General features: G+C 39.9%; 15 protein-coding genes. 4 read left to right on the top strand and 11 right to left on the bottom strand.

The features are described 5' to 3' along the window. Positions 1-149: 149 nt before the first annotated feature. The gene (locus tag HPY73_01515; GenBank protein ID QLH75602.1) at positions 150-551 is read right to left on the bottom strand and encodes an arsenate reductase ArsC; all 402 of its coding nucleotides are present in this window, start codon (positions 549-551) and stop codon (positions 150-152) included. Between the two features lie 835 nt (positions 552-1,386). On the opposite strand from HPY73_01515, the gene HPY73_01510 reads away from it, so the two are divergent. The 3 genes from HPY73_01510 to HPY73_01500 all read left to right on the top strand — a co-directional run bounded on the left by HPY73_01510 (position 1,387) and on the right by HPY73_01500 (position 3,224). Next, entirely contained in the window at positions 1,387-2,604 is a 1,218-nt protein-coding gene (locus HPY73_01510; protein ID QLH74255.1) for an ATP-binding protein, read from the top strand. Further along, positions 2,601-2,972: an RloB domain-containing protein gene (locus tag HPY73_01505; GenBank protein ID QLH74254.1), complete on the top strand. Its 372-nt coding sequence runs from the start codon at positions 2,601-2,603 to the stop codon at positions 2,970-2,972. The genes HPY73_01510 and HPY73_01505 overlap by 4 nt, the downstream gene beginning before the upstream one ends. A 78-nt stretch (positions 2,973-3,050) precedes the next feature. Further along, on the top strand, positions 3,051-3,224 hold the full coding sequence (locus HPY73_01500; GenBank protein QLH74253.1) for a hypothetical protein: 174 nt from the start codon (positions 3,051-3,053) through the stop codon (positions 3,222-3,224). A gap of 3 nt (positions 3,225-3,227) precedes the next feature. Here HPY73_01500 and HPY73_01495 read toward each other — a convergent pair whose 3' ends face one another. Next, on the bottom strand, positions 3,228-5,015 hold the full coding sequence (locus HPY73_01495; GenBank protein QLH74252.1) for a cation:proton antiporter: 1,788 nt from the start codon (positions 5,013-5,015) through the stop codon (positions 3,228-3,230). A gap of 836 nt (positions 5,016-5,851) precedes the next feature. Here HPY73_01495 and HPY73_01490 point away from each other — a divergent pair. Next, complete coding sequence (locus HPY73_01490) at positions 5,852-6,670, top strand: LicD family protein (protein ID QLH74251.1); 819 nt, start codon at positions 5,852-5,854, stop codon at positions 6,668-6,670. On the opposite strand, the gene HPY73_01485 is transcribed toward HPY73_01490, so the two are convergent. The 9 genes from HPY73_01485 to HPY73_01445 form a co-directional block, all read right to left on the bottom strand. After that, positions 6,665-7,705, bottom strand: a complete 1,041-nt coding sequence (locus HPY73_01485) for a glycosyltransferase family 4 protein (protein QLH74250.1) — start codon at positions 7,703-7,705, stop codon at positions 6,665-6,667. The two genes, HPY73_01490 and HPY73_01485, sit on opposite strands and share 6 nt — an antisense overlap. 1,558 nt (positions 7,706-9,263) lie before the next feature. Then, on the bottom strand, positions 9,264-10,406 hold the full coding sequence (locus tag HPY73_01480; GenBank protein ID QLH74249.1) for a glycosyltransferase family 4 protein: 1,143 nt from the start codon (positions 10,404-10,406) through the stop codon (positions 9,264-9,266). After that, complete coding sequence (locus HPY73_01475; GenBank protein ID QLH74248.1) at positions 10,403-11,503, bottom strand: glycosyltransferase family 4 protein; 1,101 nt, start codon at positions 11,501-11,503, stop codon at positions 10,403-10,405. Before HPY73_01475 ends, HPY73_01480 begins: the two co-directional genes overlap by 4 nt. Beyond that, entirely contained in the window at positions 11,490-12,530 is a 1,041-nt protein-coding gene (locus HPY73_01470) for a DUF354 domain-containing protein (GenBank protein QLH74247.1), read from the bottom strand. The genes HPY73_01475 and HPY73_01470 overlap by 14 nt, the downstream gene beginning before the upstream one ends. Before the next feature lie 1,306 nt (positions 12,531-13,836). Further along, the gene (gene ispD / locus HPY73_01465; GenBank protein QLH74246.1) at positions 13,837-15,249 is read right to left on the bottom strand and encodes a 2-C-methyl-D-erythritol 4-phosphate cytidylyltransferase; all 1,413 of its coding nucleotides are present in this window, start codon (positions 15,247-15,249) and stop codon (positions 13,837-13,839) included. Positions 15,250-15,972: 723 nt separating this feature from the next. Continuing rightward, positions 15,973-17,484 carry an oligosaccharide flippase family protein gene (locus HPY73_01460; protein ID QLH74245.1) on the bottom strand — a complete coding sequence of 504 codons (1,512 nt, stop codon included), beginning with the start codon at positions 17,482-17,484 and terminating at the stop codon, positions 15,973-15,975. Between the two features lie 125 nt (positions 17,485-17,609). Next, positions 17,610-18,446, bottom strand: a complete 837-nt coding sequence (locus HPY73_01455) for a hypothetical protein (GenBank protein QLH74244.1) — start codon at positions 18,444-18,446, stop codon at positions 17,610-17,612. 43 nt (positions 18,447-18,489) lie between these two features. Then, entirely contained in the window at positions 18,490-21,813 is a 3,324-nt protein-coding gene (locus HPY73_01450; GenBank protein QLH74243.1) for a RecQ family ATP-dependent DNA helicase, read from the bottom strand. Positions 21,814-22,083: 270 nt separating this feature from the next. Beyond that, entirely contained in the window at positions 22,084-23,247 is a 1,164-nt protein-coding gene (locus HPY73_01445; GenBank protein ID QLH74242.1) for a pyridoxal phosphate-dependent aminotransferase, read from the bottom strand. Positions 23,248-23,271 lie beyond the last annotated feature (24 nt).

Below are 23,271 nucleotides of genomic sequence, written 5' to 3'. Positions count from 1 at the left end.
TGCGACCTCCGCTCGCGATGCAGACAGACCATAAGGTCCCTCTATGACACCTTTGCCGAGCATCCTTCGAGCGGGGATTGCGGAATCTGTTAATAAAACAATGTGTCCGACCAGGCGGAAGATAGGAGGTTTGAACGGACCTCGGTTCATTATAAGGCCTGCATCAGCCAGTCCTTTATCTCGTCCCTCACCTTCCTGAAGGCCTCCAGCCTCTCCTCCTCGGTGCCCTCGGCCTTAGAAGGGTCCTTGAAACCTTTGTGAACGATCCTCTTCGCCGGGAAGAAGGGACAGTTCTCGCTGGCGTCATCGCATACCGTCACCACGAGGTCGAACTCCTCCCCCTTGAAGTCCTTGAGCGCCTTGGAGTGATGGCGGCTGATGTCTATGCCTATCTCGGCCATCGCCTTGACGGCCAAGGGATGCACATTCGTAGGCGACGTGCCCGCGCTGTGCGCGACCCAACGCCTGTCGTGCAATGCGTTGACAAGGCCTTCGGCCATCTGGGACCTCGCGGAGTTGTGCGTGCAGATGAAAAGCACCCTCTTCCTCATCTTTCCGACCTCTTGAGATGTCGTCACGGCCTCCGCCTCCTTCGTCATGCAAGGACGCAGGGGCAGGCATGTCATTGATGTTCCGTCAGTATTGAACTTTCTGTATGTTCTGATAAATATCGATAAAGGTGGAATCACCTCAACAATAGTATGACCTTTGATAAAAGCTATGTGATTCCAGTCCTTCAATATAGGACGCCACGATTTTTCCAAGAGCATCGCCAATCGTTCAAGCTGAGTATCATGTACGATGCAAGGGCGTTCGAATCAAGCTCAATGTTGTTTATGAAATCCTATGTTCTCATCGTCATCTCAACGTCGTCCACAATTAGTCGTTCAGATGCTATGATTTTTGACCCGAGGGCTCCTACGATCATGTGATAACCCATCATGATCGAGGGAGGGGGTTATACAATTCGACGCTCGATCTTTTTGTTGGTCTTGTCGATGCCCTCCTCCTGTCCTCGATAATCCCACGGGACCATTTTATATTGTTCCTCTCAAAGCTGGCCACCTTTGCGCTCCATTTTCATGATGCTGATGACGATGTCGTACCTCTTTGTACATCATCTTATCCAGAATATTATCAAACTTTGCCACACAGACATCTTCTAAGCGGGTCTAGATGAGAGCTGGCGATAAAAAATAACATCATTCTATTGTGAGGCGTTAAAAATATTTTTAATTCTGGTAATTTAAAATCATAAATCAAATAGATTAAATAGAGAATATTGTGATAATATCACAAAAATCAATCATAAAATTGGTGATTTTAATGCTTTTAGAATTCAAAGTATCAAATTTCAGGTCGATAAAAGATATGGCGACATTGAGCATGGTCGGAACTTCCGATCAAAGCCATCCTGATAACCTCATCAGTAGCGATATCTTAAAAAGTGACAAGGTCCTGAAGTCTGCTGCAATATATGGGGCGAACGCCTCAGGAAAGTCGAACGTCCTTCATGCCCTATCACTGATGGGATTCATGGTCATGAACTCTCACAGCTTTCAGAGGGGATTGCGACTACCATATTTCCCATTCAAATTCGACAAGGGCTCTTCAGATAGACCCACGGCCTTGGAGGTAGCATTCATCGAGAAGGGCAAGGAATATCGCTATGGGTTCGAATATGATGGTTCCAAGATCATAACCGAGTTCCTTTACCATTATCCGAAAGGACGGAAGGCGACGGTGTTTGAAAGACATGAGGACCAGTTCATCTTCAAGACCGACAAAGCGGAGCAAGAACGGATAAAGGAGATGACACCCGAGAACGTGCTCTACGTCTCTCGGGCTACGCAGATGAACTATCAGAAGACGCATGCCGTCCTGGAGTGGTTCGGAGAGAGGTTACGGACAGTAGGACCGAGCGACCTGGTTCATCCAATGGATGAAAAATATACGCTAGATGTAATGGAATCGTCAAAAGACAATCATGATGCCATCGTCAGGTCGATGACCGTAGCAGACCTAGGTATAGTTGAGATCGAGACGAATAGAACAATGGTCACAGAAGAAGAGCTTGATAATCTGATGAACAGCGCACCCCCAGAGTTCAGACCGCTCCTGTCCCGGACAAAAGGCCGCCTTATGAGGCATGAGGTCAAGATGAAACACGCCATAAAAGATCGTGATGGCCATCTTATGATGTACGACCTGGACCTAAGAGAGGAATCCGAAGGAACAAAAAAATTCTTCATGCTCATGGGGTACTGGGTTGACGCTCTTAGGAACGGAAAGGTCCTGGCGGTCGATGAGATCGAGGTGAAGCTCCATCACCATCTAGTACGATTCTTGATCGAACTTTTCCACGACCCGCAACAGAACACCAATGGAGCGCAGCTGATATTCACCTCCCATGACACCAATCTCTTGGACCTGGAATTCTTCAGAAGGGACCAGATATGGTTCACTGAGAAGGATGTGGAAGATGGATGCACACGACTTTATTCCCTGTCAGAATTCAGCGAGAGGAAGGACAGGGACATCCAAAAGGGGTATCTGACCGGGAGATATGGTGCCATCCCAGTCATCTCTGGGAAGGTGGTGTGACGAGCAGGTCTCGAAGGAAAGAGTCCTGTAGAGCGCCGCGAAAAAGGATCGCGATAATCTGCGAGGGGAACAGGACAGAGAAAAAATATTTTGAGGGCTTTAGGAAGGAGTATAGGATAAGCATCATAGTAAAACCGTCTAAGGACCGGACCCCCAGAGGTATGATTGCGAGTGCGGAAAAGATGATTAAAGAATTAGATTTTGACCTGCAGGGAGGAGACGAGGTCTGGTGCGTCTTTGATGTGGACAACAATAGTGAGGAGGACATCATTGATGCTGTATGTTCGAAGGTCCCGGTCCATTGTGCTATCTCCAACCCTTGTTTTGAGATATGGTTCCTACTTCACTTCACCCTTCACAGGTCTTGATCCGGATCATGTGGCGATGTTATCAAGGAGCTTAGGAAGTACATAGCCGATTATGAAAAGTCCAAGGACGTATTCCAGATGTTGTTCCCAAGGTTAGAGATCGCCATGACCAACGCGAAAAAGCTCAGGGTCCATCACGAGTCACAAGGACGAACTCTCCCTAGTAAAAAGTGCGATCCTTCCACCCAGGTAGATCTTCTTGTTGCAAAACTGAGGCTGATCAAGGATGAGAGCAGCGTAGGAAGAGGGTGACGTTCACTTCTCCCTCTGCCTGTACTCTATCTCAAGGTCCAAGGACATCATGCCGTTCTTCTTCTCCGTGCTGTCGAAGGAGCTGAACCTGCCGGTGAACTGGTCCTTGGCTATCTTGATGTACCTCGAGCTGGAGCAGGTGCGGTCGTAGACGAGCTTCATGAGATAGGCGAACCACGCCACGTAGGCGAGGGAGATGATGATGACCGACTGCCAGAGGATGGGGAACATGAAGCAGACTGTGGAGCACATGACCAGGCCTAGCGATATCGAGGTCGCGATGTACTTCGTGAGCTTCTCGTCGCTTCCTAGGACGGCTCCTAGATTGGAATAGTCTATCTGCCTCACTATGCCCCGCATATTCTTGACCATGATGTACCAGACGTAGACGCACATCGCGATCGACAATGCGAAGAAGGCGAGGTGAAGCGCACCTGAGGTCGATGCCGTGGCGATGAGCGATGCCACGATGACCATTAGGGTGAAGATGAACGTCCTTGTAATCTTGAACGGACGGAAGGTCGCCGGGAACACGAGCTTGCCGAGCGTCCTCGAGAAGACAGCCGCACCATACTTTATCGAGGCGGGGACCTTCAGGGCGAAGTAGTCCGCGATGTCATAGCTCTTCCTTATGAAATAGGGGCACAGCGCGGACATGACGAAGGTGATGCCTCCTGCTATGGGGTTCAGCTCGGCGCCCTTGACCGCCCCTGCTGATTGAGAGCCGATCGATGCGTACATGACCGACTCGCCGCCCCTGGCGCTGAAGGAGGCGCCTATCTGCACCGAGGCGCGCCTGTTGAAACCGATCAGGTACGAGACCATAGGCATGATGATCATCTCCGCCGTGAGGATGAGGACGATCGCCAGGGCGATGACCGGCAGCACGGGTATGAACATGCCCGGGTCGATGAGCATGCCGAAGGAGACGAAGAATATCGCGACGAAGGCGTCCCTTATCGGGGAGATCTTCTTCTCCATGCGGTCGATGATCTTCGTCTCCGCGAAGACCATCCCGATGAAGAAGGCGCCTATCAGCTTCGGGACGCCGCAGAACTCGGCGAACCACGCGGAGAGGAGGACGATGGCGAGCATGAAGAGCACGAAGAGCTCGTCGCTCTTCATCCTTGAGATGTAGCTGATGGAGCGCGGGATGATAACAAGGGCAAGGATAGCGAAGAAGATGAAGAACCCGGCCATGCCCAGGAGCATCATGCCCACGGTGAAGTCGGGGTCTATCTTGATGACGAGGCCGCCGACCACGGTGAGGAAGACCATCGAGATGAACTCCTCGAGGATGACCATGCCCATGATGTACTCGGTCTCAGGCCTCGACATCCTGTCGAGCTCGATGAGCGTCTTCATCGCGACGGCGGAGCAGGACATCGCCATGACGGCGGCGAGGAATATCGAATCGATGAGGGGCCATCCGAGGCCGAAGGCAAGAAGGAAGCCCACGAAGAGGTTGATGCCGACATCTATGAAGGAAAGGATGACCGCCGGCCCCTTGACGCGCTTTATCTTGTCGATGCTGAACTCTAAACCTACGAAGAAGATGAGGAGGATGATGCCTATCTGCGACAGCGCCTCGATGAAGCCGACCTCGCTGACGAGGCCCGTGTAGGTGAAAGGGCCGATCTCCAGGTAGATCGAAGGCCCTATGAGCATGCCGACGACGATGTAGCCTAGGACCGCCGACTGCTTCGCCCTGAAGGCCAGGGCTGCGCCTATGAAGGCGATGAGCATGATCGCTCCGAACTCGAGCAACAGCTTGCTGGTGTCTATCTCCATCTCTCAGCTCCCGGACGAGGGAACGCGAGCATGTCGTCATCATGTAGGGCTGTTCGTATGCATCGTGCCATCGGACGAGGGACGATGGCATTCTAACAGCCTGATAGGCCCGTCCATGCCTGAACGGGTCCCGTGCATCCCGAGCAATTAAATAACGTTCTAATTAAATAAATGTTGTTGACCGTCGGCCTTTGTTGTTGTATGTCAGGCAATTGGCCCTGTCATCATGTTCGAGATTGATTGATCTCAAGGCCAATGAGTGTTAATTTTTGAAAAATAATATTATTCTTAATTTTCGATTAAAAAGAATAGATTGAAATACTTGGCCAACAAATGCATTATCCACATTGGGTAAAGTCCCAAGAGGAGGCGAGAATTCAATGTCATGCGGAAAGTGCGGAAAGGGCGGAAAGAAGGACGAAAAGAAAAAGAAATAAATATAATTTATAATTTATACTATTTTTGCACATTTTCAATCTAGATAGATATTTAATCGAAATGTGAATATTTGTTATTTGGGATGCATTTCGGGGTTTAAGACATATCAGCTGCGATACGGGAGAATAGTCAGCTCCATTGACTCCTTCAAATAGATATGGAAATAATTTCATATGATTAGATAAAAACCTTTATATTTAATCCCAAGCGAACCAATAACAAAGCGAAACACTTTAATATTGATTCAGAAGACCGAAAGGTTTTATTATATCCTTAAATATGTATATTATTCACATCTTAATCGCCTAAGAATTAAATTTAAAGCTTGCGTTATAAATATTACAATCAATATCAATTCGATAACATTAATGAGAAGGAGTTAATAATAATCATATGAGGTGGATACAATTTTTGTCATCAATGAAGATTTGCTTAATAAAATTCATCAAAAGGAACTAGAAATTTTGATTGAATTTGATAAAATTTGTAAGAAACATGGGTTAAAATATTTTTTATTTTGTGGAACGTTGTTGGGAGCCGTGAGGCATAATGGGTTCATTCCTTGGGATGATGATTTGGATCTTGTGATGATGAGGGATGATTATGAAAAATTACTTAAATTACCAGCGTCAGAGTTGCCACCTAACATTTCAATAATCTCCTCTAAATCTCATAAAAATTTTCCATTTTATTATTCAAAAATGATGAATTTAAATACAAAATTTGTAGAACGATCAACCTCTAAACTTGACATTCCAAAAGGAATATTTATTGATATTTTTCCTTTAGATTATGCACCGATTAACAAATATGAACGATATATTTATTGGAAATTAGTTTCAATTTTTGGATATATTGGTTTAATTAAATATATATGGGTAAAAAATTCTTCTAAATATGAGGGGTTTGCAAATTTTATAAGTTGTCTTGTCCCTCTCCCAAAAATATTATTCCAAAAAGGGTATTCTTCTATACTATCAAGAAAAAAGAAGGAGGATCTGGTAATTTTCAGTGCATGGCCATTTGATGATATTGATCACATTTCATATCCCATTGAATGGTTTCATAAGTCCATTTATATTAAATTTGAAAATTTATTATTCCCCATACCAGAACATTATAATGAGATACTAACCCAGTTGTATGGTGATTACATGAAAATTCCTTCGATTAATGAAAGAATTTCGGGTCATGATATCATTCAATTTCAGTTATAGAATTTTATTCATATCTTGAATACCAGATTCATAACTATAATTATTTACAATTGTATTTCTTGCGTTCACAGAAACAGTATTTAATTCTTCGGAATTTAATAACTTAACAACTTTAATCGCCTGATTCATTATATTTTCTTCATTAAAAATATATCCATTTATGCCATCCACAATTACATCTTCAATGATTCCAACCTTAGTAGATAAAATCGGTGTTCCACAAGACATCGATTCTAATGCAACTAGTGGCCCTCCTTCTACCTTTGAAGTGATAATTAATAATCTAAGCTCGTTATAAAAATCTGCTAGTTTATTATCTTCGATCCAACCACATAATCTTACTTTATTCTCCATATTGTATTTTTGAATGTTGTATATCAAATCTTTTTTTAATCGTCCATCTCCAGCAATGTAAATCTTTATTTTTGGATCTATATTAATAACTAATGAACAAAATTCTAAAAATAACGATAACCTTTTTTCTTCAGTAAAACGACCAATAAAACCTATATTTTTATTTCGATTTTTATAATCTTTCTTTATATAAAATTTATTTATATCAATATAATATTTCGATAGAAAAATTTTTGGTTTGAATTTTTCAATTTTCCAGTCTTTAATTAAACTCGTTGCTGGAACAATCAATTTACTGGCATAATGAAAACTAATCTTTGAAAATGTTGATGAAAATGTATTTACTGATTTCCCATCCACAAAAATAATATTTTTAATATTTAATATTCTACATAAAATATTAATAAATACAAAATGTTCTATCAATATTACAATGTCGTTGTAATTATGATAACTCTTTAAGATATATTTCATAATTTTTAATTGGATAAATATAAAATTTATTATAAAAATGTCTGATAATTCTGATACTGAAATCCATTCAACGTTATTTTTATGCGGTTTATTACCACTGATGACAGTGATGTTTCGATTTTGTTGGATGAGGTCTATGATTAAATTTTGAAATATTCTGCTACTACTATTAGAATTAGCGTTACCAATTAATAATATTTTTTTCATTTTAAACTCCCTTCAATTATTAAAAAACACCCTGATGTTACTATCATCAAATACTTTATTATTATATTCACTCATCGTATAATTTTGTTTATAATTTAAGAGCGGCTGATAATTGATCCAATCATTGCCAGACGTTGGAAATATTTCTATTTCATTATTGACTATGATTAGTGTCGATTTATTTTCAATTATTGATTTCTTATTAGAAATAAAATTTTCAAATAAATAATCATTGTAATATGAAACGTCTTGATACAATTTCAAATCGCTATGGATAACATTCGAAACTATGAGCGTTCGGCCTACTGTATGGTGATCAGATATTATCATTGATCCAATAGCTCGATGCTCTATCGTCCACTCTATTCCATTAATTTCATTGTTAAAATGCGCATTTGAAGTGACAATATTTGTAGAGTAAAGATTAGAAAATAATATTATAATTGACAATAATAAAATTAGGGATGCATAGATTGTTAAAATTATGACTCGTCTTTGACTTTTTTTCATCAATGCAGATATTGAAAAAAATACTGCAATTGGGGCCATTAATGAATAATATCGGAACAAAATCGACGAAGTCGCATTACTGGATACCGACGTATATGATAGGATATCAATTATAGAAATAAATAACATGGACGGGATAAATACATAATATTGTTTCGAAATTAATTCATCTTTATTTCTTAGGATATAGATTAAAAAATATACTATTGGAATAAAAATGATAAGAAATCGAATTAATCCCAAATACGAAATAAATTCAGAATTTGTGTTAGTGTAATAAATAGTTTTAATATTGTCAGAAATTAATAAATTATTAAATATATTTAATCTTTCCCATATGCTACTCTCTCCAACTGAATCATATAAATTAGAAAAATACGATTCATATACGATTTTATTAAATCCAAAATATATGACGAACATAGCAATTAATAATGCAAAAGGTTGAAATTTATAATTCGATTTATATTTAAATGTATTGTATAGGTAATTAAATAAAATTATAAAAGTTAAAAATGATAATGACCAAACAGAGGTCGAATAAGAATAAAAATTAATAGCAATAAATAAAATAATTATAAGAATTATATATCTAGAATTTTTTATAGTGTAAAATGTATAAATTATATATATTAATATAAAAAATAAATAATAACCAAATGCATGTGGCCATACACTATAATTGTAGGGTAATATCCATGATGATAGTACAATCAATGATAATAATATACCAATTGCTAGAGGGAAAAACCTAGTCAATAATAAAGGAAAAGTAATTACAAATAATAAACCAATTAACGGTAAAAATTGAATAGTAATCGGAGATATGTTAAACAATAAATTAAAAATTATAATTTGTACAGCTGCCAGAGGCCAAAATTGCATATCGGAATTCAATATTTTAATATTTGGGTTATTAATTAATTTAATGATGGTTGAAATGTGTCCATGAAGAAATGGATCTGTCACACCTTTATCATATATGGAAATCAATAAAATCGATGATATTATTGTGTAAAATGATATAATAGATAATTTTTTATTTAATTTACTTAACATTCAATCCCTTTTCCAAGGCTGTTAAATACGATTCAAAATATATTCTACTTATTTCTTGTTCGTGGAATGCTCTTATTCTATTAAATCCATTTTCAATAACCTCATTTCTTTTATCAATATTATACAACAATGTGTTTATCGCCTCAATAATTTCTTTATTATCATTATTATTTACCAATATTCCTGCATTTCCTACAATTTCTGGGATGGCAGAAGATTTCGACCCAATTATAGGTAATCCACAAGCCATGGCTTCAATCAAAGGCATACAAAAACCTTCGACATCACTTAATGTAATAAAAATATCTGAAATATTATATAGATATAACAAATCTTTTTCGTTTGCATAATTTATCCATAAAATGTCATTCTCTATTCCAAATTTTTTTGCAATATTAATATATTTATATCTTAATTTTGTAAACTGGCCTACCTTAATCAATAGTATCTTTTCCTTCATTGAAGTATTAAATAGAAATAATACTTCTAACAATTTTTCAAAATTTTTCCTGGGCATTTCTGATGCTATAGATAACAAGACTTTGCGAGACGATCTTTCTTTTAAAATATTTTTTCTCATTTTTAATTTATCATCAGTACCCATACAATAAAATGATGGATCTAAAGGATTATAAGTAACATATACGGGTTTGTTAATTTTCAAAATTGTACGAATATCATTTGCTGTATAGTTGGATGGACAAAATATTGCATCTGCGTGAGCAATGTTTTTAATAATTTTAAAATTTACCTTTCCTTTCGCTGTATAAATATCATGAACAGTAATTATTTTCAATGGGGTTATATTCTTTTTTATTTTTAGAGCATAAAAAATATTGTAATACCATGCATTTTGTCGTAAAACGTGAACAATGTCTATTTCATCTTTATATTTGTGTAACTTATATATTAAATATGGAATTAATATAAAACGTAATATTTCAAATTTTTCGTTCAATATCTTGTTGTAATTAATATAATAAACATTTAATCTATCATTTTTTTTCAAATTTTTTATAATTGGTGAAAACCATTTAGAATAACCGTCAATTAAATTATTGCCAGGCGGCATACCAAAAAACAGTATGTGAATTTTTTTCTGTTGTTTCTCTTTTTTCTCATTTAAAATCATAGTTTTAATCCTTCCATATATAAATCATAATAAATTTGTTCTATTTTTTCCAACATCCGATCAATGGAAAATTGATTTGAATATTCCAAAATTAAATCAGCATCCCATTCTTTATTCAGTGCACTGTTTAAACAGTAAGTAATTTCTTTAATATTGCCAGGTTCAACAATATAACCATAATTATTTGAATTAATAATCTCTGGGATGCCACCTACATTTGTTCCAATAAAAGGCTTGCCAAATGATAGTGCTTCAAACATCACCATTGGCAATCCCTCGTCATAACTAGTTAAAATAACCAATTTAGATTTTTTATAATAATCAATTAGGGTTTTTGAATTAATCCGCCCAACCAAACGAACATTATCATTTAAATTTAATTCATCTATTAAATTATTTAATGAATCATATTCTTTTCCGCTTCCAATAATATAGCATACAAAATCTGTTCGAATTTTGCGTAACTCAAAAAGGGATTTAATTAGGATATCAAATCCTTTTCGAGCTTCTAAATTTCCTATTGATAAAATTACATTGTTAGTTTCATTTATTTCTAACATCTTTGCTGTTTTTATATCATTATATACATTCTGAACTCCATTGAAATTCCTTATTAAATATATATCTCGTTCTTCAATTTTCATATTCAATAACACTTGGCGATCTTTATTTGATAAAACAATAATTTTATCAGATTTTTTAAATATTAATTTTATATATTTTTTAATAAATTTATTTTTTCTTTGATAAAATGTTGTGAAATTTGGAGAATGGAGATGAAATATTGTTTTTTTATTATTTAAGATTCGTATTATAAATAAATATATTGAATTTTCAATAAATGAAAAATCTGATGATGATTGAATATGAACAAGATTGCTCTCATCTTTTAATAATATATTGATATTACACACTATCGATTTCATCTTATTAATATAACTTAACATGGTTTTGTTTACTATATATATTCTTAATATCCTTATAGAATAATTTTTATTATTTAAGTGGCTTATTAATGTACTTGAATAAGTAGATATTCCTCCCACATCGGGTGGATATGGAGTTATAAATAATAACTTTAAATCACAACTCTTCATCTAATGTTTCACCTAATTTCGATATCAACTCATCGCGCACTTTTATTGAGTTAGTTTTATAATTGTAATTTTTATCTTCTTTACTATTTAAAATATAATTGACGATTTCTTTAGGATCTCTAGTGTGAATCATTTTTTTCTTTCTTATTAAATCTGAATCTACCGATAATAATTTTGAACCAGGAAAAAAAGATACTGAGGTCTTACCGAGAATTGCCGCCTCTCTAGCTAATGTTCCGGAACCAGTTAACACTGCCTGACTGTGATAACACAAATCCAAACCCTTGTAAATTTTGGGAGGAATAAAAACTTCATCTTTAGAAACATAGCTAAAATCTTGAGGATCGCGAGGCAAATATACTATGTTAAAATTTTCTTTTTTTAATAATTTTACAATCTGAGGAACTATACTCTTTTTTTCTGCAACATAAAATGACCCTATGGCTTCTGGACGTATTAATACGTAATTTGGAATGTAATCCAATAAATCAAAATTTGGATCCGGCTCAAAATCTGAGATATAAATATTTTCTTTATAGCCATTATATGTTATTATTTTAGGATTTGAATAATTATTAATAAATTCTTTAATAGAAATTTCAGGAATAATTAAATAATCTGCAAAATTCTTAAACTTAGATTCTATTTTTTGAAATTTAGAAAAAGATTTATTCAATTTTAAATCATTATCGCAAAATAAATATGATGGCTTATTTTTAAATTTTCCTAATATTGGACCAATCGCATCTTCAAATGAGAATATTGCATCAAATTCTTTTTTTATCATTGAAAGTTTGAAGGTCCTATCAAAATAATACATGCCCTTCAATAAGTGATTTTGATGATCAGAACCTATTTGAATTCCTTTCATTCCATAATTAATAGACAATTGATGTGTTTCAGCTCTTTTTCGAGTCGTTATTAAATACCGAAACTTATTTAAATTAATCATAACAGAATAAAAAAAATGAACATCTGAAGGACATTTTAAATCTATCCATATTGTTTTATTATTTTGTACATCCATGGATAAATCGAAATTCTTCTATTATTATTTATTTTATACCACACTTTTACAATTTCAACCATCTAATCGTTGAAAATCAATCCCTGCAACGCTCAATGTTTCTGTATTTGGCAAAAAAGCTAGATGGCGTATACACCATTTAATTTGATTTTTGAATTTCGAGGCACTGATCAATACCTTTTAGGATATTGTAGGTTATAATAACTTAAAAGGAGATTCATAACTCTTATACCAATCTTTCTGACCTGATATTCACATATTCGGGGTACGGCTTGTGGTCTCGGTAGAACATCTGCAATCTTCCACTTCACATTACACTTTTCCATCCCATTCTCTGCACATCTCCAACTAGTCCGAGATAGTCGCTCGAAAATGCTTGCCGACAGTCACGAAATCGACCTTAACCTTCTCCAGACATTTGCCCAGCTCCATGAAGAACTCATAGAAACGATCGTAACCCTCCTAATAATGGTCGTCAAGCTTCCAGGAATCGTTCAGATTCAATAGTGGGAACACCTACACCAGCCACATCACTTGGCCTTCTAACTCGTCGAAAAGATTAGATTGAGCCTCTTAAAGGAAACATGGCATCATCGACAAGATTGAACGTTACACCCAATTCCTCCAATTTGGGCACCGAATAGAAAGAAGTCCGATCGCTCCAGCATTTTACCTTCTAAATTAACTGGACGGCTAGTTCAACCCTCGTCTTGAAAATCAATTTATCTTCCTTGCCAAATTATACTTTAGGTAGTTCTAATAGGAAAAAGAAACCGTATCCGGTCCTATCGAATTAGGACAATCCACAAAGTTGTAAAATCATACGCTTCTATCCTCATAATGATTGTAAATCAAACCTGCCGACAATTTGCTTCTGGGTCTTTTCAATCAATGTGTGATTAACGACCGAAAAACCACCCTTTTTTCCTTGCATCGTCATCCTCGATTTCATCTGGTCAATTTTGCGAGCTCCATTTCCAGAGAGAAGATAGAACCGATTGAGCGAGCGCTATGAGCCAATATTAAATGCGAACGAGACGATATATTTAATATTTATATAGCCATCTTTGCCGAGAATCAATCTCTTCGCATATATCTGAAAATCCCCCAAAGAGGCTTATCAATATAAACTCCATAGGGCAGCTATATATTCCCATATCGCAGCTGATGTATCTTTAACCATGAAGTGCATCCAAATCACAATATTCACATTACGATTAAATATCTATCTTAATTGAAGAAGTGGAAAATACTGTATTATCCAAAAATAAATATCTGAACCTAGTTATTTAAAATAAATTTAAATCTATTCATTATATTTAAGGCTTCCTTTTTTTTCGTCCGACAATCTTATATCGATTATGCAACCATTGTTCCCTTCCTTAGCAATTGAATTTAATGTGGATAACGCTACAAAATCCGCAGATAACAATGTATCTATATCCTCGTCCCCAAAGTTACGTGTTCTTAATGGTGTCTTCGTTCTTTGAGGATTAATGGCCAAAACGCTAACCTTGTCCTCTAATTCCTCGGATAACGATTGCATTAAATTTACTATTCCAGCTTTTGTTGCGCTATAGGTCGAATATTCGCCCCTTCCCTTATAATATGAGCTCGAAGCAAAAAAAACTAATTTGCCATTTGTCTTTTTTAAATATGGTATAGAATATTTTGCCACATATGCATTCCCAGTCAAGTTGATTTCTATTAATTCTCTAATTTCATCATCGGTAAAGTTTTCAAATTTATTTCGATGGAGAATTGCCGCACATATCACTACAGCATCGATTCTTTCATATTTTTTATAAATTTTACTTAGATGAAATTTAATGGTTTCTGGATTTCTAACATCAAATCCATTAGATCTAGACAAAGGGATGGTAACAGATCCAAGTTTGTTCCCAATCTCACATATTGATTTACCTATTCCAGAACTTCCTCCCACAACTACTATCACTTTATTATTCAATTTATGCAATAAATCATCATAACTAAGCAATTGACTTTTTTTCTCTCTAATTTGAAAAATTTTCTCTGCTATTGAGATGTCAATAGGATTAGTAATCTTTATATTATGGTTTGATCCATTGATTACATGTATTTTGCATAAATTTGATTGTAATACAAGGTTACAATCATCCGTAGAATTCTGTATTCCCTTTGATTGGCATATTTTATGTGCATTAAAAATCACATCAAATTTAAAAGCTTGGGGGGTTTGTCCTCTTTTAATCGACGTTCTATTTGGTATTTTGATGATTTCATTGTTTTCATTAATTTCGACTAGAGTATCTGACGAATCAATGCATACATCAATTGCATCATATTCTTCAAGTTTCAAAATGCATTCATAAATAATTTCTTGGTCTATAAATGGACGAACAGCATCATGTATTAGTACGTGAGTAGTACTTTTTGAACAAGCTAATAATCCATTGAATGAAGATTCTTGACGAGTATCACCACCTACCACTATTTTAATTTTATTTGAATCGTGGCCACTTTTTACTAGATTATTTAAATAATTATAATATTCTTTATTAACTACAATTATAATTTCTTTAATCATACTATTTTTCTCAAATATGTCAATGGTATGCGAAATAATTGGTTTACCAGCTAACTTTACAAATTGTTTTGGTACATCAAGCCCAAATCTTTTCCCGACACCACCAGCTAAAATTATTGCAGTTACATGCATATTTTCACCGATTTTCAATTTAAAATTACCCAATCTTATACATCGAGTCGACTATAAAATTAAAGATTTATTTAATCTATTATACGCAGATAATTTTGTTTTATATAATTTATTCATGTATTTTTTTTAAACGCCATTTTAAAAAAGGATAAAATGAAGAAACAAATAAAGAATATTATTTAGCATCAGACACTTCAATTTTTTCGAGGAGGAAACATTATATAATCTCTATTTAATTTTAATATTTCATCACATTCGGTAAGACATGCTAGAGCCATATTTTATAAATTCAACATCACTCGTTTCACATGCCGTCCCTTTATTATAAATTTTGATCCAAAGGATTGTCGAACGATGTTTGGAACTTAGTATAATTTATAAGGTTAACACCGATCATAAAAATAGTTTTAGTATAATAGCTACAATAACCGCTGTTACAGAACCTTCAAGCTTTGAAATTGCGTATATCGAGGTTTTATATCATTCGTCTTTCGAAAAAATATGTGCCCTCGAGATATTTTAACGCTCTATTTAGAATATTACTATATTAATATTATCTTAATGTATAAACCCATTACGCCTGATTGCTCCCTAATAAATTACAGAAAGTATGAAGGAGGAAGTTTAATTTCTTAGATACACTATTATTTATATCACTAGCCTGGCTAGTTGAATGTCAAGAATATTTTTTTCATATCACAATGATTTAATTATGATTACCCCAATATTTAAATAGAATTATTATTTATTTCGCGCTTCATTTATAATATATTGGACCATTTTTTTAATATTTATTAATTCTTTAAAATATTTTATATCTTCTTTTGAAACTTCGTTAAATATAATCAATAAAGTATAAAATAAAACTGGGATGCCCAATACTACAAAAAATAATCGGATAGATAAGAACGGTTCGATATCCATTAAAAAGAAAACAACATGTGATAATATTCCAATGAAAATTGCCGTCAAGAATTGAAGTGACATTCTCATGTTGAGCGCTAAACCTGAAAGCCCCTTCGCCGCACTTCTTACAATTAACGTCTGGCCCAGGTTCGACATTATTATTGCGATCCCTGCCCCGGCCAGTCCCATCCCCATCGTGCTTATTCCATAGAGCTCCTTCGGGATCAGAAGCAGGAAGAGGCCCGTCCCGATGGCAAACCCTATTATCGTGCTCTTCGCAAGTATATCTGGCCTGTTCGCCGCAAGCAGCTGCGAGCTGTACGGCTGATTTATCATCACAATATAGGTTCCAATGGCAAGGAACCTCAGCGCATCCCCGCCTTCAGCAAGGTCAGGGCCGAACAGCGTCGACAGTACCTCACTTGGGAACATGACCAGCACAATGACCAACGGCAGCGAGACCATCGATATATACCTCTCGGCGGCCAAGGCCTTCTCTCTTACCTCCGAGACCCTACCTTGGCCGAAGAGGTACGAGAAGTTCGGGAACGTAAGTACGGACACCGCTGTCCCGATGGCCGCGATGACACCAAGGAACGTCTGCACGGTCGAATAATAACCAACGTGGACGTTGTCTATCGCCAGTCCTATGATGATCTTGTCGATGTTGAGATACAACGTCGACACTATCGTCACAACGATGATCGGGACGGTGAAGGTCAGGTACGAACGGAACAGGGTGGGCCTCTTCCATCTGAACCTCGCCCTCTTGATCATTAAAAATGAGGCTATCATCATCGCCATCGCGCCGAGCATGTAGGTCACCGCTAGCAAAACCGCGCTGGACCCTGCGAACGCGATGAGCACCACCAAAGGCAACCGCACCAACGGGTTCAGTATCTGCAGGAACTGGACCTTCGCGACCTCGCTCCTTCCCTGGAATGTTATCACGGCGATGTTCGATAGGTTCACGAACACCTCGAACAGCAGCATCACCAGGAAGACATCCCTAGATACGTCGGTGATGGTCCTCCCAAGCGCCGCCATCCAGATGAACAGCGCAAGGAACGACGCTATGACGAACAGGCAGGTCAAATTAATTTTTATCAGGACGAAGGTAGAGACGCAATCGTCGACGTCCTGACCCTCGGATATCCTCTTGATGTGCGCGCTCGAGAAGCCCAGGTCCGCGATGACGTTTATCGTTGTAAGTATGGAGGTCATCAGGATGACGGTGCCGTACTTGTCCACCCCGACGTAGTTGGTTATGAAGAACAGGCAGATGAACCCCAGGGCAGAGGATATCGTGCTGCCGAGGAACACAAGTAAGGACTTACGACCGAGCACCTAGATCGAGTGGAATATTCCGTAATCATATAAACGAGTATGGTAGGCCGATCCAAATGGAGGGATCAAAGGGGATCAAAAGGTCGATAAATGCAATAAGTTCGAAAGGTTTTAAAAAAAATGGTTTACCCTCCCATGAACAAAATTATCAACACTCCAGCGATCCCTACCACAGATATGGCCGAGAACACTGCTGCATATCGGGCAAGCTCAAGCTTGTTCATCACTTCCTCGTGACGGGCCTTGCTCTCTTTGTCCAATCGTTCGAACCTTTCGATGAGGCTCTCGTATTCCGTCTTCAATAAAGATACCAACAGCTCGTTCTTGAGCGTAATTTCCTGATTTGTATCTTTGAAATTATTGACCATCTGCCCATAATAGTTTTCAAGCTTCTCTTTCAACGCAGCAAGGTCATTTACGATCTTCGATCCGCTCTCATCGATCTTAAAGGACAACTTAAGTTCCCGGTCTTTTATCAGATCCTGAATTGATCTATCCCCCTGTTCTATCAACAGGGTCAATTGTGCGTAATTTTTCTTAAGCTCATCAAAAATTACTTGGACCGACCCGCTCAATTTTTCGATGGTAGAAACTATATTCTCGTTATTCTCGATCATCAGGTCCAAGATCTCTTTGTCTCTTCTCTTGAGCTCCGTGATCGCCGAGGACAGGTCCCTCTGAAGCAACTGGACCTCCTTGTCCAGCCTCTCGATCGTGACGAGAGAGGATAAAAGACTTACTCGGACCTCCTCGTTTCTCTTATTGGCAGATTCCAGAGCCTCCCTGGACCTATTGGAGTCCTCAATAAGGTTCATCTGCGCGTTCTCTATCAATGACAATGCTTCAGTCAGGGTGTTTCTGGCCTCGGTGATCCTGTCCAGCGATTCTTTTGCGAAATTTGATACTTGACATGCCTTTCCATATTCTTCCGCAAGCAGTCGTATCGCTTCTTCCGCCTTCAATATCAGCTCCCGCCGCGATTCCTCATTTGTTTCCAATGGCATTTTATTCTCTCCCGATCCCCAGCTCCGAAGTGATCTTAACAAGACTGGTCAGATGCGCGTATCCAAATTGACCGGACCTCTTGTAAACGAACCTATCAACATCCGGCATCCCAAGCTCCAGAAGCGCCTCGAGAATGTACTCTCTTTTCGAGGGCTGGACCCTTTCCGAGATCTCGAAAAACCTCTCGACCGTCTTCATTATGGTATGATCGTCCGAAACAGAATCTTTCAAGGCAAATAATCCGTTCTTAAGGTCCTTCATGCCATTGGCCACATTCGAATAGCTCAGGGCACAGAACCCGGCCATTATCAGCAACCCGGGATGTCCAGGCGTTTCCTCTAACTGTCTCCTGCACGCCCCCAGAAGCTTTCTCATCGAGTCTACGCCATCCAATCTTTCCAGGATCTCGAGCCATGCATCCGGGTCATCGCTCAAGCTAAGACCGGCCACCGGCTTCGTGAACTCCGATTCTTCTAAGAATGCGAGCATATCCAGCTTGAACCTGTCGATGTCGACGGTCCCTACCCTCGCAAGCTCAAGCATCTGGTGCATGGCCCTTCTTCGTCTTTTCACGATTTTATCGTAAATGAAATCGATGAGGACGCCACCACAATGCTCAACGGCCTCATAAGGGTCCGATCGGGATGCCCTTCCCAGACGCTTTTCTATCTCTCCTTCGGAAATGTATCTTCCGAGGTGTTTTCTTGTTTGTTCGTAGATCGAACTTGAATCGAATTCGATCAGGTGCAGGGTGAATTTTTGACCATTGTAATCTTTGTAATAATCCCTGATCGCCCCGATCGTCTGGAGCCTGTAGATTATTTTTTCTAGGACAGTCTCGTCCTTTCCGTTGAACGGGTCTTTTCGACTGAGAAGGAAGGGAATGCTGGTGACCCTGAGCTTCGATTCATCCTTCAATACCAATTCGATCTCCCTTCTGAGCAAATATCTCAGCTGTTGTTTCTCTTCCTCCACTCCCTGAAATGCAGCCGAGAGAAACCAGGTATTATGCAGGGCATCATCCCTCCGCTCCCAGTCCAGATTATTGACCCTGAATGAGATATCGTCAAGCGGAGTCCTATTATCATCCAATATCTGGTCACTGAGACCGGGTTCGTCATCGGAGAACACCAGATAACAGTCCGAGTCATTTCCGTCCCTGCCTGCCCTTCCCGCCTGCTGATAGAATTCCTCGATGGAACGGGGCAACATGGCATTGATCGTAAATCTGATGTCAGGCTTATCGATACCCATGCCAAATGAGTGGGTGCACGTCAATATATCGACCGCGCCGTTTTTAAAATCCGATTGGACATTGATCTTTTGATCCTCCCAATCGCATTTCATCGTTTCGTTATTGTCCCGATTCTCCGGATTCTTTCCGGCGTAACAATCGACCTTCACACCGCTCAATTCCGACCTTATGGCGTTTTTTAATGGGATGACCCCTATCTCGCTGCCAGCGAAATTTGTAAAGATCAGGCCAGACGGGACCTTTCTGGACTCATAAAAATTCTTTTCAACGATCCTGCTCACCAACCTCACGATCGTTCCGATCCTTTCTTCTTTACTTACCTTCACAACGGAAAAATGCAATTCTGGACGGTCGTAGGACCTGGGTTCGACTATGGCCTCCTCGTCCTCAATCATCAATTCTCTCATGATGTCGACCAGAACATTCCTGGAGGCCGTCCCGGTCAATGCGATGAAGTGGGTCCTCCAATTGGGTCTGTCAATGTCCCTCTCAGCGAACCTTCTACCGACGTTCAGATACGAGGTCCTGAAATCATGGCCCCATTCACTTACGCAATGCGCCTCATCCACCACGCAATATGTTATCGGTATCTCGATCTGCTCCATTATCAACTTGCTGAATTTTTGGATCTGGAGCCTCTCAGGGGCGATGAAGATGAACTGATACATCCCGCCCATCATATTATCCATCACTTTCTCTCTCAAGGCCGATTCTTCCGAGATGTTCTTTCTACCTCTGCTTATGATGACCCCGATCCTGTCCATCCCCATTCTGTTCAGATTGTCGACCTGATCGACGATCAAGGACCGTAAAGGATCGATCACGACCGATATTCCTGGTTGTAGAATTGAGGATAATTGGTAGCAGAGGGACTTCCCTCCGCTGGTGGGAAGAAGACCGACCACATGTTCCAGGGAAAGAGCTCTCCGGATTATCTCAAGCTGACCATATCTGAAATCATATTTTCTAAATATGTTCTGAAGGAAGAATCTGAGGGACCTGTCAACGGTCTCCTCGAATCCTTTGTAATACAACGGGACCGGGTCAGCAACGATCATACGTTCCACAACTTCCGGTGACACAACGATCGGACAGAGCCGCTCGCCCGGATCGACCGAGCTCCACATCGAAGGATGGGGACAGGCATAATAATCGACAGTCCCTTCAGGTCCCAACTTCACTTTGAAATGGACATTGAGATTATAAAGCGAAATGATGTGGCGGATCGTGTCCATAACAGATCTAACTGCCGGCTCAAGGTCTAAATTTCGAGGTGATTTGACAATGATCCCCTGTCCAACATTTCGGACCAATCCTCGAGATGCCAAAAACGCAATCTTGGATTCCGCCATGGGCACCAGGACCATATCTCTGATGGCGTTTCTCCGCTTCTCTTCCATTTTATTAAGCCGGACCGAGGCCTCGATTATATTCGGAGTTACTGCGGTGATCAGATCTATGGCAATGTTCTCGACCGCTCGGTCCCATTTATGTTTTTCATTGGTCCTCAATCTATATACTTTCCATTTGGCGTTGCTGAGGTCTTTGTCCCTTTGCTTATCTTTGAACTGAGTAGAATTGTGGCTGGAATCGTCTATCTCGATGACTATTTTGAGCCAGCCCCCTCGGTCGAGGTCAGGTACCTCGATAGCGAAATCCACGCGTTCCGACACATGCCCGTCGATCCCCATCGATCTGAAGGTCCTTTGGGGAACTATCATCAAGGCCAGATTCTTGAGAGGGAGCGCGCTGCATATCTTATTGAAGAATTCCTTTTCAGGCCCGGTACATATTGAGAGGTACAGTTCGATGAGGCCATCGAGATCCTTACCCTCGACCAACAGCTCCGGGAAGAAACAAGATTCGAGCATCGAGGAAAGACCTTCGACCGACCCCGTCACATCGAATACAATGCTGCCAGACCTATTGGACTCCTCAAATTTCAAAATAGAAAGCTCCTGACATCTCATCAGCAACCTTCTCTCGGTCTCTAGACTGCAGGGTGAAGGACTGCCCCTTTGATAGATCTTGGAAAGGACCGCCGCCAGGAACGCCCTTTCTTCATCCACTTCTGTATTTTCAATTTCCCTTTCTCCAATTATTGAAAAACCAGATGAGTGGGCCGATAATTTTCTTAATTTATCATCAGAATAATCATCACATCGGATCAATTTTAATACCGAGCTCATGACCATGGACGAGGTATGGCAAGGGAAAAACCATGGGCAATTCTGAAAATTATCATTGACCCCCACAATATCGTTCTCCCCACGCAACGATGAAAAATGGGAAGAGCGATGGTAATATTAATGAAATTCGATATAATTTTGATCAAAAGATCATAAGGTATTCAACATCTTCAGACCATCGATCGATCTTTTCAGGATGGTCGTATCTTTTGCAAAGCAATACCTGACAAAATTCTCTCCATTGCCCGTTGAATAAAAAGCCGAGCCAGGGACAGACGCAACTTTTGTCTTGGATAGCAACCATAGCGTTCTTTCTTTAGAACTTACGCCTGGGATCTTACTGACATCTGCCAGAATATAATACGCCCCCCTCGGCACTATCGGCTCCATCCCCACCTTCCTCAGGGCATCCACCATCATGTCCCTCTTCGCCTGGTATATCCTCGCTACATCCTCATAATACGACGGTGGCAGCTCCATTATGCCCTTCGCCACCCCGACCTGCAGCGGCGCCGGCGCGCACACATACACAAGGTCGTTCACATACCCTATCATCTGCGCCCACCGCTCATCGCAGACCGCGTACCCGAGCCTCCAGCCGGTGATGCTGAACGTCTTCGAGTAGCCTGAGATCACGATCGTCCTTTCCCTCAGCTCCTCCAATGACCAAGGGCTGACGTGCCTCAGCCCGTCGTACACGAAATACTCGTAGATCTCGTCGGAGAACAGGAAGAGGTCCTTCTCGATGCAAACGTCCCCTATCGCCTTCAGCTCCTCCTTTGGGAACACCTTTCCCGAAGGGTTCCCGGGGGTGTTTATCACCACCGCCCTCGTCCTATCGTTGATGGCGGAGCGGAGCTCATCGATGTCTATCCTCCAATCCTCCCCCCTCATGCTCACGAAGACAGGCCTAGCCCCGACCGCCAGCACCGTGTTCACGTGGTACTGGTAGAAGGGCTCGAAGATGATGACCTCGTCCCCCGGGTTCAGCAGGGCCATGCAGGCCGAGTAGAAGGCACCGGTCGCCCCTGCGGACACGATGATATTGCTATCAGGGTCGATCTCGGCCTTATTGAACGTTCTGAACTTGTGGGCTATCGCGTCCCTTATGACCTGCAGCCCGTCATATCTCGTGTAGGCGTTCGTGCCCTGCCTCATCGCCTCGCAGGCGCCGTCGATGACGACCTTCGGCACCTCGAGGTCGCACACCCCCTGCGCCAGGTTGATGCCCCCGCACCGGTTGCACTCCAGCGTCATGTTCCTTATCTCGGACTGCACTATCATCTTCGAGCGCTCGCTGACGTCCAGCCTCATCCTTCCCTCTCCTGCCGGTGCATC

It is taken from the genome of Methanomassiliicoccales archaeon (genome assembly GCA_013415865.1).
Lineage (GTDB): Archaea > Thermoplasmatota > Thermoplasmata > Methanomassiliicoccales > UBA472 > MVRC01.
Note: the sequence above shows the minus strand (reverse complement) of the source record. Positions and strands in the feature narration are given on the sequence as shown.

Excerpts from the sequence above, each read along its gene's own strand:
- HPY73_01515 (QLH75602.1), bottom strand. The coding sequence starts at position 551 with ATGAGGAAGAGGGTGCTTTTCATCTGCACGCACAACTCCGCGAGGTCC.
- HPY73_01510 (QLH74255.1), top strand. The coding sequence starts at position 1,387 with ATGGTCGGAACTTCCGATCAAAGCCATCCTGATAACCTCATCAGTAGC.
- HPY73_01500 (QLH74253.1), top strand. The coding sequence starts at position 3,051 with ATGTTGTTCCCAAGGTTAGAGATCGCCATGACCAACGCGAAAAAGCTC.
- HPY73_01495 (QLH74252.1), bottom strand. The coding sequence starts at position 5,015 with ATGGAGATAGACACCAGCAAGCTGTTGCTCGAGTTCGGAGCGATCATG.
- HPY73_01485 (QLH74250.1), bottom strand. The coding sequence starts at position 7,705 with ATGAAAAAAATATTATTAATTGGTAACGCTAATTCTAATAGTAGTAGC.
- HPY73_01480 (QLH74249.1), bottom strand. The coding sequence starts at position 10,406 with ATGATTTTAAATGAGAAAAAAGAGAAACAACAGAAAAAAATTCACATA.
- HPY73_01475 (QLH74248.1), bottom strand. The coding sequence starts at position 11,503 with ATGAAGAGTTGTGATTTAAAGTTATTATTTATAACTCCATATCCACCC.
- HPY73_01470 (QLH74247.1), bottom strand. The coding sequence starts at position 12,530 with ATGGATGTACAAAATAATAAAACAATATGGATAGATTTAAAATGTCCT.
- HPY73_01445 (QLH74242.1), bottom strand. The coding sequence starts at position 23,247 with ATGAGGCTGGACGTCAGCGAGCGCTCGAAGATGATAGTGCAGTCCGAG.